The 10,281-nt window shown below is 69.3% G+C and carries 8 protein-coding genes and 1 pseudogene; 3 read left to right on the top strand and 6 right to left on the bottom strand.

The annotated features are described in order from the left end of the window. Positions 1 to 72: 72 nt before the first annotated feature. From ICN82_RS15430 to ICN82_RS15455, 6 genes are all read right to left on the bottom strand, one after another. Positions 73 to 1,131 carry a flavin reductase family protein gene (locus ICN82_RS15430; protein WP_193184405.1) on the bottom strand — a complete coding sequence of 353 codons (1,059 nt, stop codon included), beginning with the start codon at positions 1,129 to 1,131 and terminating at the stop codon, positions 73 to 75. Beyond that, positions 1,128 to 2,234 (bottom strand): TIM barrel protein, encoded by a 1,107-nt coding sequence (locus ICN82_RS15435; protein WP_193184408.1) that lies wholly within the window; start codon positions 2,232 to 2,234, stop codon positions 1,128 to 1,130. The genes ICN82_RS15430 and ICN82_RS15435 overlap by 4 nt, the downstream gene beginning before the upstream one ends. Before the next feature lies 1 nt (position 2,235). Continuing rightward, positions 2,236 to 3,306, bottom strand: coding sequence for an aromatic ring-hydroxylating dioxygenase subunit alpha (locus ICN82_RS15440; RefSeq protein WP_193184411.1), 1,071 nt, complete (start codon positions 3,304 to 3,306; stop codon positions 2,236 to 2,238). 186 nt (positions 3,307 to 3,492) lie between these two features. Then, a complete protein-coding gene (locus tag ICN82_RS15445) occupies positions 3,493 to 3,990 on the bottom strand; it encodes a MarR family winged helix-turn-helix transcriptional regulator (protein WP_193184413.1) in 498 nt (165 codons plus the stop codon). Between the two features lie 133 nt (positions 3,991 to 4,123). Continuing rightward, positions 4,124 to 5,641, bottom strand: a complete 1,518-nt coding sequence (gene adh / locus ICN82_RS15450; protein WP_193184415.1) for an aldehyde dehydrogenase — start codon at positions 5,639 to 5,641, stop codon at positions 4,124 to 4,126. 134 nt (positions 5,642 to 5,775) lie between these two features. Then, entirely contained in the window at positions 5,776 to 6,708 is a 933-nt protein-coding gene (locus ICN82_RS15455) for a GAF domain-containing protein (RefSeq protein WP_193184417.1), read from the bottom strand. 234 nt (positions 6,709 to 6,942) lie between these two features. On the opposite strand from ICN82_RS15455, the gene ICN82_RS15460 reads away from it, so the two are divergent. The 3 genes and pseudogenes from ICN82_RS15460 to ICN82_RS15470 all read left to right on the top strand — a co-directional run. Then, positions 6,943 to 8,910, top strand: coding sequence for a putative bifunctional diguanylate cyclase/phosphodiesterase (locus ICN82_RS15460; protein ID WP_330999020.1), 1,968 nt, complete (start codon positions 6,943 to 6,945; stop codon positions 8,908 to 8,910). A 156-nt stretch (positions 8,911 to 9,066) separates the two neighbouring features. Beyond that, positions 9,067 to 9,747: a L,D-transpeptidase gene (locus ICN82_RS15465; protein WP_193184419.1), complete on the top strand. Its 681-nt coding sequence runs from the start codon at positions 9,067 to 9,069 to the stop codon at positions 9,745 to 9,747. Positions 9,748 to 9,936: 189 nt separating this feature from the next. Beyond that, positions 9,937 to 10,083: pseudogene (locus tag ICN82_RS15470) on the top strand (integrase core domain-containing protein); the annotation flags it as partial. Positions 10,084 to 10,281: the final 198 nt, after the last annotated feature.

Raw genomic sequence — 10,281 nt, forward strand, 5'->3', positions numbered from 1 at the left:
CCCGCCGGGCAGGAACAGGTCCGTATGGTTATAAAAGCGTCACATTTCGGGCTGTCTGCCCAAATTGTGACCTCAAAGATCCAGGACCACCCTGCCGCGCGGCACCGAACAGCACAGGAGAATCTCGCCCTCGGGCGGATCTTCCAGCGGATCCTCGGCGTAATCGGTCTCGCCCTCCAGCCGGAGGCAGGCACAGGCCCCGCAGACCCCGCCGCGACAGCTGAAATCGGGCGACAGCCCCTGGGCCTCGGCGAAATCCAGCAGGCTGGGATGGCTGCCATCCCAGGCCGCCTCCAGCCCGGACCGGGCGAAATGCACCACCGGCCCGGCCACCGCCGGACCCGGCGCAGGCGCAGGCGCAGGCGCAGGCGCAGGTGCGGGCACCGGCGCGGGCGCGGAACCGAAGCTTTCCTGCAGGATCTGGTCATCGGGCAGACCCAGGCTGGTCAGCGCCGCGCGCATCGCCGCCATGAACGCCTCGGGCCCGCACAGATAGCTGCGCCAGGCATCCTGCGGCAGGATCCGCCGCAGCAGCGCCCGGTCGATCAGCCCCAGATGCTGGCAGCGCCCCTCGGCCAGGTCCTGCGCATCGCCCTCGGCCAGCACCGTGATGCGGGTCAGATGCGGCATCCGCGCCTCCAGCGCCGCCAGCTCCGCCTCGAAACACAGATCCGCCCGCGACCGGCAGGCATGCAGGAACACCACCGGCCGCGCCGGGCCGGCCGCCAGCGCATGCAGCATCGCCAGCGCCGGGGTGATGCCGATCCCCCCCGTCAGCAGCAGGACCGGGCGATGGTCTTCCTGCAGCACGAAGCGCCCGCGCGGGACCTCTGCCTGCAGCTGGTCGCCCGCCTGCAGCCCGTGCAGGTGGCGCGACCCGCCCTGTCCCGCCTCTTCCAGCTTGACGCTGAGCCGGTAGGCCGACAGGTCGCCGGGATCGGAAGAGATCGTGTAGGTCGCCAGCCGCCGGCCCGGCAGGTCCAGCCGCAGCGGCAGGTGCTGGCCCGGCAGGAAGGGCGGCAGCGCCCCGGCTGCCGCGCTCAGCCGCAGCGACACGACCGAGGCGCTCTCGCGGATCACCTCGGCCACCTCAAGCGTCAGCGCCGCGGCGCGGGCGGGATCGGCGGTCATGACGGCAGGCCCTCCGGAATGCCCCGCGCGCGCATCTCGGCGCGCAGGAAGGCGGCGATGGCCGCGTTCTGGCCGATCAGCGAGAATTTCGCGCCATCGCCGTAATCGGTCAGGTTGATCATCTCGGTGGTGATGACGGCCAGGCGGCTGTCCGGGCTGGCCGCGTGATGGGCCAGCACCTTGCGCGCCACTTCCTTGCAGGGCTCCAGCCGCCAGGCCTCCCAGGGAGAATGCCATTCGCCGGGGCCGGGCCGGGTGAAGGGATAGAGGATCGCGCGCCCCGCCGCGCCGTCGCGGGCCCGCTGGTTGGGATCGTCGGGCACGCCCGCGGCCCCGTTGCGGCTGTCGTGATGCGACCACAGGTTGCGCGGCCCCGCAGGCGTCACCGACCGCAGCTGGAACCAGCGCACGATGCCCATCTCCAGCCATTCATCGACCAGGTTGCCCGGCAGGTAGGGATCCAGAACGAGGCGCCCCGCCTCGACATCCCCGCGGATGCCCGAGACCTCCAGTTCCGCCGGATCGCCCATCTTGAACAGCATGTGCGAATAGTCGAGCGTCAGGTTGAACGGGATCCCCAGCCGCTCGGCCGCCCGCGCCACCGTGGCGACGCGGCGCGGATCCTCGCTCCACATGTTCACATGCAGCTCGAAACAGGGTTCGATCCCGGCCGCCTCGCCCGCCTCCCAGGCCTCGGCCCAGGCGCGGATCACCTCGTCATCGGTGACCCAGCGGCCTTCGGAATGCCAGGCGAAGACCATCATGTTGTGGAATTTCGCCCCGGCCGCGACCGCCCGGGCCATGTTGGCGCGCAGCATCGGCAGGTAACCCGGCCCCAGCGCGTAGACCCCGCTGGCGGTGAAGGCAGGCAGATGATGGTCCGCCGAGAGGGCGCGGAACGCATCGACCTGCCCCTCCATCGGCAGCCGGTCGAAGAAGTCGAAGACCCCCGCCCCGGCCACCATGGCGAATTGCTCGGCCAGCGGGGGCTCGGCGAAAGAGACCGGGCAGGCGGGCGAGGAGGCCTGCGCCCCGCGGCCATTGCAGCCGATGGGCAGGGGCGCAGGTGCCGCGCGGTCCGCGGCGGCGGTAAGGGGACGCATCTCAGTCATGATAGACGAAGGCCCCGTTCGGCTCGGCCGAGACATCCTCGGTGCGCTCGCGCTCCAGCATCTCGGTGATGCGCTTGCGATAGACCATGGGGCCGCGATCGATGGCCAGGCGGATCGGGCGGCGCTTCGCGGGGCGCTGTTCCTCGGCATGGACGGCCTCGAGGATCTCCTTGTCCTCGCCGAAGGCCACGCGGAACATCGCGTCGATCCGTTCCGAGGCTTCCTCGGTCTCGATTGCGGTGTTGCGCAGGTGCATCCAGCGGTCGATGGTCTCGGTCTCGCTGACCGGGGTCATGAAATGCAGCGCGAAGATGCGGTTGCCGCTGTCGCGATCCTCCTCGGCGATCCCCGCCGCGGTCTCGGCCGAGCCGAAATCGATCACCGCGATCGAGGGGGCGTAGAGGTGGTAGTAATGCCAGCGGTCGACATTGCCCTCGAAGCCGCCGAAGGCCTTGAAGAACCCGATCGGCTCTGCATCGCGGATCCAGCGCCAGGCCGTGATTGCCGGACCGTCGGTGGAGACATGGACCGGCACGTTCTCCGAGGCCGAATTGCCCAGCGTCGTCGGGTGCACGAAGCTGACATGCGCCGGATCGACCAGGTTCTCGGCCACGTTCAGGTAGTTCGACTTCAGGAACAGCGCGTCGCCCTGATGGGCGTGCCAGCCCGGTTCGTGGAATTGCGGCAGATCGAAGATCGTGTCGGGATCGGCGCGATGCGCCTCGCCCATCCAGATCCAGATGATGTCGTTCTTCTCCACCACCCGGTAGGCCTCGACATAGGCGGAGGGCGGGATCTTGTCCTGGCCCGGAACGCGGGTGCATTTGCCGTCGGGACCGAAGGTCAGCCCGTGATAGCCGCATTGCACCGCGTCGCCGATGCGCTTGCCCATCGACAGGGGCAGCTGCCGGTGCGGGCAGCGATCCTCCAGCGCGACCACATGGCCGTCGCCCCGGCGATAAAGGAGGACGGCATCGCCCAGGATCGTGAAGCGGCGCAGCTGATCATCCACTTCGGAGGACCAGGCGGCTACGTACCATGCGTTGCGGACCAGCGTCGTCATTTTCATCTCCCGGACCCGGGGGTCTCTTGCGTTGCGAATTGCTACGTACTCAAAGTGTTTGATTCGGGAAAATGCGTCAATGACTCGGTTTGACCAGGATCAATCCGCTGGAATATTCATGTTCACACGTATGAAATTTCCGCGCCAAGCCAATTTGCGCACAGAAAAGCAGCGGACATTGTTTGACTACGTATCTTCTGGCGGGGCGTCATCGGGGCTGTCGGGCCCCTCCGCCTCCAGCAGCTTGCGCAGCAATTCCAGGAACAGGACCCGTTCGATGCCGCTCAGCGGCGCCAGAAGGTCATCCCCCGCCCGCAGGCTGATCGGCACATGCGCCTCGGCGCAGGCCCGGCCCGCCTCGGTCAGCGACAGCATCGTGGTGCGCCGGTCGCCGGGATCGCGCAGCCGCGCGATCAGCCCGTCGCGGGCCAGCTTGCGCACGACCAGCGTCGTGGTGGAAGGATCCATGCTGGTGGCGCGGCCCAGGCGGCTCTGCGCCATCGGCCCTTCGCGCAGCAGCGTCACCAGCGCGACGAACTGGGTCACCGACAGGCCGGGGCGCTGGACATTCTGGGTGAACAGCTGGGCGCCGCGCTGGTGCAGGCGCCGCACCAGCTGGGCGGGGTGGCGCCGCGCATCATAGGCCCCGGCCCGTGCCGCCATGTCATCGCCATCCTGCGCCATTGCCGTCTTCCCTGTCCGTGCGCGGCCGACCCTATCAGCCCCCTGCCGCCCCCGCCAGACTGACCGGCCCGGACAGCAAAGGGGCGGCCCCCCGAGGGGGACCGCCCGGCTCCTCTGCGCCCGGGGAGGAGGGTCAGAAGAAACCCAGCTTGTTCGGATCGTAGCTCATCAGGATGTTCTTGGTCTGCTGGTAGTGATCCAGCATCATCTTGTGGTTCTCGCGGCCGATGCCCGACTGCTTGTAGCCGCCGAAAGCCGCATGGGCGGGATAGGCGTGATAGTTGTTGATCCAGACCCGGCCGGCCTCGATCTGCCGCCCGAACCGGTAGCAGCGGCTCGCATCGCGGGTCCAGACCCCGGCCCCCAGCCCGTAGATCGTGTCATTGGCGATGGCCAGCGCCTCGGCCTCGTCGCGGAATGTGGTCACCGACACGACTGGCCCGAAGATCTCCTCCTGGAAGACCCGCATCTTGTTATGGCCCTTCAGGATCGTGGGCTCGATGTAGAACCCGTTCTCCAGCCCCGGCACCGTGGCGGCCCGCCCGCCCGTGAGAACCTCTGCGCCCTCCTCGACGCCGATGGTCAGGTAGGACAGGATCTTGTCCTGCTGCTCCCGGCTGGCCTGGGCGCCGACCATGGTCGCCATGTCGCGCGGATCGCCGCGCACGATTGCCTCCACCCGGGCGATGGCGCGCGCGATGAACGCCTCGTAGATATCCTCCTGGATCAGCGCGCGCGAGGGACAGGTGCAGACCTCGCCCTGGTTGAAGGCGAACAGGACGAAGCCCTCGACCGCCTTGTCGAGGAAGGCGTCATCCTGCGCCATCACGTCCGAGAAGAAGACATTCGGCGACTTGCCCCCCAGTTCCAGCGTGACCGGGATCAGGTTCTCGGTCGCGGCCTGCATGATCTTGCGTCCCGTCGCGGTCGATCCGGTGAAGGCGATCTTGGCGATGCGCGGGCTCGCGGCCAGCGCCGCGCCGATCTCGGCCCCGTAGCCGTTGACGATGTTCAGCACGCCATCCGGCAGGAGGTCGGCGATGCATTCGGCCAGCACCATGATCGCCGCCGGGGTCTGCTCGGCCGGTTTCAGGACGATGCAATTGCCCGCCGCAAGCGCCGGGGCCAGTTTCCACGCCGCCATGAGGATGGAGAAGTTCCAGGGAATGATCTGCCCGACCACGCCCAGGGGCTCGTGGTAGTGATAGGCCACGGTATCGGCATCGATCTCCGACATCGTCCCTTCCTGCGCCCGCAGCACCCCGGCGAAATAGCGGAAATGGTCGATGGCCAGCGGGATGTCGGCGGCGGTGGTCTCGCGGATCGGCTTGCCGTTGTCCCAGGTCTCCGCCTTCGCCAGCAGAGCCAGGTTCTCCTCCAGGCGATCGGCGATCTTCAGCAACGTGTTGGCGCGGTCGGCCGCCGCCGTCGCGCCCCAGCCCGCCCGCGCCGCATGGGCGGCATCCAGCGCCAGTTCCAGATCCCCGGCATCCGACCGCGCGACCTCGCAGACGGTCTCGCCCGAGATCGGCGTGATGTTGTCGAAATAGCGCCCGGCCACGGGCGCGACGAACCGCCCGCCGATGAAATTGTCATAGCGCTCGCGGAAGGGCGAGACGCGGGTCTCGTCGATCTTGGTCATCTCGGTCATGGCGGTATCCTCCCTTGCCAGCCCGCGCCATCGGCCCCGGGCAGATCCAGGATGGGGCCGGTCGCGGGGCCTGTCACCCCGGCCCCGGCCGGACGACCCCCGCACCTGTCCCGGAAACGAGACAGCCCGCCGCCTCAGTCGATGCCCAGCCGCCGCATCCGCCGGTAGAGCGTGGCACGTCCCAGCCCCAGGTCGCGGGCCGCGGCCGAGACATTGCCGCCCGCCCGCGCCAGCGCGCGCATCACCACCGCGCGTTCGGCCCCCGCCAGGCCCTGCGCAGCCTCGCCGGTCAGGTCGCGCAGCGGAACGGGCGCGAAGGCGCCGCTGCGCTCCAGCCGGAACTGCCGCCGGGCCGCGCGCGTCGCCCCCACCACCAGCTCGTCGCGATCCACCGCCAGAAGCGCGGCGCCCCCGGCCTCGTCGCCCAGCACGATGCGCAGACCGGCATGGGCGTCGCGAAACAGCGCCGCCTCGATCTGGGCGGCGATCCGCGTCACCATTCCCCCGATCAGCGCGTTGAACCCGGCCTCTTCCCCGCTGCGGACCGAGGAGACGTCTAGCGCCGCCACCAGCCTCCCGTCGGGGCCGAAGACCGGCGCGTCGATGCAGCTCATCCCGATATTCTCCGCCAGGTAATGCTGGTCGCGATGCACGGTCAGGGGCTTTTCCTCCGCCAGGCAGGTGCCGATGCCGTTGGTCCCCTGCGCGGCCTCGCTCCAGTCGGTCCCGGCGCAAAGCCCGGCCCGGGCGAAATCCTCCGCGTCGGCGCTGCGCAGGCAGCCCGCCAGGACCAGGCCGTCGCTGTCGGTCAGGAAGATGGCGCGGCCGGAATGGGCGATCATCCGGTGCAGGTCCTCCAGCGGCGGCGCCGCGACCCGCAGGAGCCGCTCCAGCGCGTCGCGTCGATCGCTCAGCCGCCCGGCATGGATCACGGGTGCGCAGCGCGCCGCCGGATCCAGCCGGTGGCGGGCAAAGCAGCGCTGCCAGGACGCGGCGATGCGTGAACGCGCCGCCGCCTGTCCCGAGGTGACGCTGGCCATGACCTGGTCTGCATGCGCAATCTGCATTCCGCCCTCCCCGCGGTTCGCGATACGCCGCGGAACACCGCAGCCTTGGAACCGGACGCGACCGCCTCGGCCGTCCAGCGGGCCCGGCCCGGTTCCTCCTCCGCTGCCATCAGGCGGCGCGCCCCGCGATCTGTCAAGATTTAGCGACTTTGCCGCCGAAGCCGGGCCGCCGTTAAGGCCGCAGCTAAGGCCTGCCATGTCACAACAGGGGACGAGAACCGGGGACATCCGCACGTGCGCCTGCTGCCGCCCTCCCTCCTGCCGGGCCTGCGCTCGGCCCTGACCAAGCATCCCAGCCCGGAGGATGTGAGCAGCGTCGTCGCCGCGACCGGTTTCGGTGCCACGGTGACGGCCCTGAACGCGGCGGTCTATGCACTTGGCTGCCTGGGCTCGGGGGCGGGCGGGTTCCTGGCCGGCTGGCTGGCCGTGGTCGTGGTCCTCTCCGCCGTCATGGCGCGCCGCTCCGCGCGCGCCGTCGGCCGGGTCGTCACGCGGGTGTCGCGCCGCGCGGCGCGGCGGCTGCTGCTCAGCTCGGTGCTTTTCGCCCTGCCCTGGGCGGTGCTGCAGGTCCAGGCCATCGGGCTGCGGGGCCCGGGCGAGCCGATGCTGGCGATGCTGGTCTCGATCGGGATGCTCACCGGCGGCGCCTTCATGCTGCATCGCGCCTTCGTCGCGGCGCTGGCCTTCCAGGGGGTGATCCTGGGCGCGACGATCCTGTCCTTCCATCTGGGAGACTGGCCCCAGGCCGGGGCCGTCACGGTCTATGCAATGGCCTACGGGCTGTCGCTGAGCTATTTCGCCCATGCGGCCGGCGAGACCGCGCGACAGCGGGACAAGTCCGTCACGCTGCTCTCGACCGCGGTGGATGGGCTCAGCCGGGCGCGGGACGAGAATTACCGCCTGGCCAATATCGACACGACCACCGGTCTGCTCAACCGCAAGGCCTTCGACGAGGCGCTGCGCCAGGCGACGGAGCGGCGGATGGCGGATGGCGCGGGCTTTGCCCTGCTGCTGCTGGATCTCGACCGGTTCAAGAACGTCAATGACCTCTTCGGCCATGCCGTGGGCGACGAGCTTCTGGCCGAGATCGCCGCGCGGCTGCGGGCCGGGCTGGGCGCGGGCGACGTGATCGGACGGCTGGGCGGCGACGAATTCGCCATCCTGCTGCCGGGCGTGAAGCACGCGGCGGATATCGCCGCCATCGCGGCGCGGCTGATCGAGGCGCTGAACCGTCCCGCGCGGCTGGCGGGACGCCAGATCCATCCCGGCACCTCGATCGGCGCGGCCCTGTGCCCGGCGGATGCAACCGAATCCGCCGACCTGCTGCTGAAGGCCGACCTCGCGCTGAACCGGGCCAAGGAATGCGGTCGCGGCCTTTGCGTGCAATTCGACGCGCTGCTGCAGCGCCGGGTGGTGGAGGCCGACCGGCTGGAGGCCGGACTGCGCAGCGCGCTGGATGAGGGCCGGGTCCATGTCGCCTACCAGCCCAGGGTCACCCTGGAGGACGGGCGGATCTGCGGCGCCGAGGCCCTGGTGCGCTGGACCGCGCCCGACGGCGAGCGCATCCCCCCGGACGTCTTCCTGCCCATCGCCTCGGAACGCGGCCTGCTGCCCCGGCTGTCGCGGGTCATCGCCGAAACCGTCGCCGCGGACATGCTGGCCTGGCGCCGTGCCGGGCTGCATCCCGGCAAGATCGCGCTGAACCTCCACCCCGACGACCTGAAGACCCCGGAGCTGCTCATGGAGACCATGGCGATGTTCGAAACCCGCGGCATCACCGGGGCCGAGCTGATGCTGGAGATCACAGAAGGATGCTTTACCGGGCGCGGCACGGACCGGGTGGCCATGGTGCTCGATACGCTTGCCGATCGGGGCTACGATCTGGCGCTGGACGATTTCGGCACCGGCCATGCCGCGCTGGCCCATCTTCGCAAGATCCCCGTGGCGGAACTCAAGATCGACCGCAGCTTCGTCGCCGGGATCGGCACCAGCCGCAATGACCGCGCCATCGTCGCCGCCATCGCCGAGATCGCGCGCGGCATGGAGATACGCGCCCTTGCCGAGGGGGTCGAAACCGAGGAGCAGCGCGCGGCGCTGGCTGCCATGGGGGTGACGCTGGGCCAGGGGTATCTGTGGTCCCACCCGCTTGGCGCCAAGGCCTTCGCGGCGCTTCTCGACAGCGACCGGCGGCGCACCGGCTGACCCGTTGCGGACGAGCTGTGGCCTGCGGGACACGCCCTGCGCCCGAATGCCTCCGGGCCCTGTCCTGCCCGCCGCGGCGCGCTAGGTGATGGCGAACCGATCCCCGGCACGCGCTGTCCCGGGGGCCGGACCCTGACCCGTTCCGGAGAGCCGACCATGTTCCGTACCACCCTTTCCGTCCTGGCGCTCTGCGTGCTTTCGGCCTGCGCGGCGCCGCCTCTGGACGATGCCGGTCCCGGCCAGGTCACGCGGGCCGAGGCTGCACGCTATGAGGGGATGTGGGATGACGGGATCTGGGTGCCGCCGGTCGACGGGCGCTATCTGGGCCCCGACACCGTGCGCCGCGAGGTCGCCTATTGGAGCGACGAACCCCCCGGCACGATCGTCGTCGATCCCTATGCGCGCTACCTCTACTTGATCCAGGGCGACAATCGCGCGCTGCGCTATGCCGTTGCGGTGGGAGAGGCAGGCAAGGCGTTTTCCGGCAATGCCGTCATCGCCTTCGGCCGCGAATGGCCCCGCTGGACCCCGACCCGCAACATGCTGCGCAGCGATCCCGAACTGTACGAACCGCATCGCGGTGGCATGGAGGGCGGGCTGGAAAACCCGCTGGGCGCGCGGGCGCTCTATCTCTACCGCAATGGCCGCGACACGCTCTACCGCATCCATGGCACCCCCTATCCCTGGTCGGTCGGCCGCGCCGCCTCCTCGGGATGCATCCGGCTCTACCAGCAGGATATCATCGATCTCTACCAGCGGGTGGGTCATGAGGGAACGCGGGTGAAGGTGCTCAACGCGGCGCAATCGGGCGAAGGAACCGGCCCCCTCTCGGGATGAAGCGCGCCCAGAAACTGAAGATGGCCGCGTAAATTCTACGTCCAAGCGCAGCAAAAACGGGGGGATTTCCGAGCCGGTCAAGAACATCCCTCCGGCTGAAGCAGAGGCAAACTTCTACGCAGCTCTGGAAACTGAAGACATGGCCGCGTAACTAACCAAAATCAGCCTCCGGAATACCCGGCGCGCTTCAACCTGCGACACGCCCGCGGTCAGATCGAGGCGTGGCGCGACGACTAGAGCCACCACCGCCCCCACACGAGCCTCGACGGGCTCACCCTGTGGGAGTATCACCAACGGTCAGTAGGGGACCAAACCCTGAACAGAGCTAACTCATAAACGCGGACTCTATGGGGAGCAGGTCACAGGTCATCTCACGTACCTGGACGTCACCCCTGGATCTCCGGTGGCACGTCGGGCGCATCGCAATCGGCGAGGGGGGAGAGGTGTTTCTTGCGGGGAATGCGGATATGCCGAAGCCCCCGCGGATGGCGAGGGCTTGGTCGGAAACGATGGTTGCGGGAGCAGGATTTGAAC

It is taken from the genome of Mangrovicoccus algicola (genome assembly GCF_014903745.1).
Classification (GTDB): domain Bacteria; phylum Pseudomonadota; class Alphaproteobacteria; order Rhodobacterales; family Rhodobacteraceae; genus Mangrovicoccus; species Mangrovicoccus algicola.

Bases quoted from the DNA above. Each gene is read 5' to 3' on its own strand.
- ICN82_RS15435 (WP_193184408.1), bottom strand. From the start codon at position 2,234: ATGCGTCCCCTTACCGCCGCCGCGGACCGCGCGGCACCTGCGCCCCTG.
- ICN82_RS15430 (WP_193184405.1), bottom strand. From the start codon at position 1,131: ATGACCGCCGATCCCGCCCGCGCCGCGGCGCTGACGCTTGAGGTGGCC.
- ICN82_RS15455 (WP_193184417.1), bottom strand. From the start codon at position 6,708: ATGCAGATTGCGCATGCAGACCAGGTCATGGCCAGCGTCACCTCGGGA.
- ICN82_RS15465 (WP_193184419.1), top strand. From the start codon at position 9,067: ATGTTCCGTACCACCCTTTCCGTCCTGGCGCTCTGCGTGCTTTCGGCC.
- adh (WP_193184415.1), bottom strand. From the start codon at position 5,641: ATGACCGAGATGACCAAGATCGACGAGACCCGCGTCTCGCCCTTCCGC.
- ICN82_RS15445 (WP_193184413.1), bottom strand. From the start codon at position 3,990: ATGGCGCAGGATGGCGATGACATGGCGGCACGGGCCGGGGCCTATGAT.
- ICN82_RS15440 (WP_193184411.1), bottom strand. From the start codon at position 3,306: ATGACGACGCTGGTCCGCAACGCATGGTACGTAGCCGCCTGGTCCTCC.